The following is a 547-nucleotide window of genomic DNA, read 5'->3' as shown; positions in this document are numbered from 1 at the left end:
ATATTGCAAGCTCGGTCAGCTTGATTATGGCACAACGATTATTGCGTCGTCTGTGTTCAAGTTGTAAGCGTGAGGTTGAGCGTCCTCCAGTTCCTGCATTGAAAAAAGCAGGATTTACAGATGAAGATTTAGCAAAAGATTGGAAACTCTACCGTCCTGTTGGTTGCGACAGTTGTCGTGGCAAAGGCTTTAAAGGTCGTGTCGGCGTCTATGAAGTCATGCCGATTACCGAGGAAATGCAACGTGTAATTATGAATAATGGTACAGAAGTTGATATTATGAACATGGCCTACAAAGAAGGTATGGTTGATTTGCGCCGTGCAGGCTTAGTAAAAGCAATGCAAGGTTTGACTTCATTAGAAGAAGTTATTGCTCACACTAACGATTAAACCATTGAATCGAAGAAACACGGGGACTTATGTTTTCTTCATTCTCAAACATTAAACCAAGGGGTAACAAAATGGCTCAAGCAGAGCAAAAAAAAAGGCTTATTCGCTCAAAAAAACAAAGGCAAACGTTTTACGTTTGAAGGTAAAAATACCAATAC

At 40.2% G+C, this 547-nt stretch carries 1 protein-coding gene; it reads left to right on the top strand.

The annotated features are described in order from the left end of the window. The coding region (locus ACTHUR_RS17295; protein WP_440399945.1) for an ATPase, T2SS/T4P/T4SS family at positions 1-389 on the top strand (389 nt) is incomplete at its 5' end. Positions 390-547: the final 158 nt, after the last annotated feature.

The sequence above is a fragment of the Neisseria sp. P0021.S007 genome (genome assembly GCF_051956855.1).
This window is presented reverse-complemented; position numbering and strand designations above follow the sequence as displayed.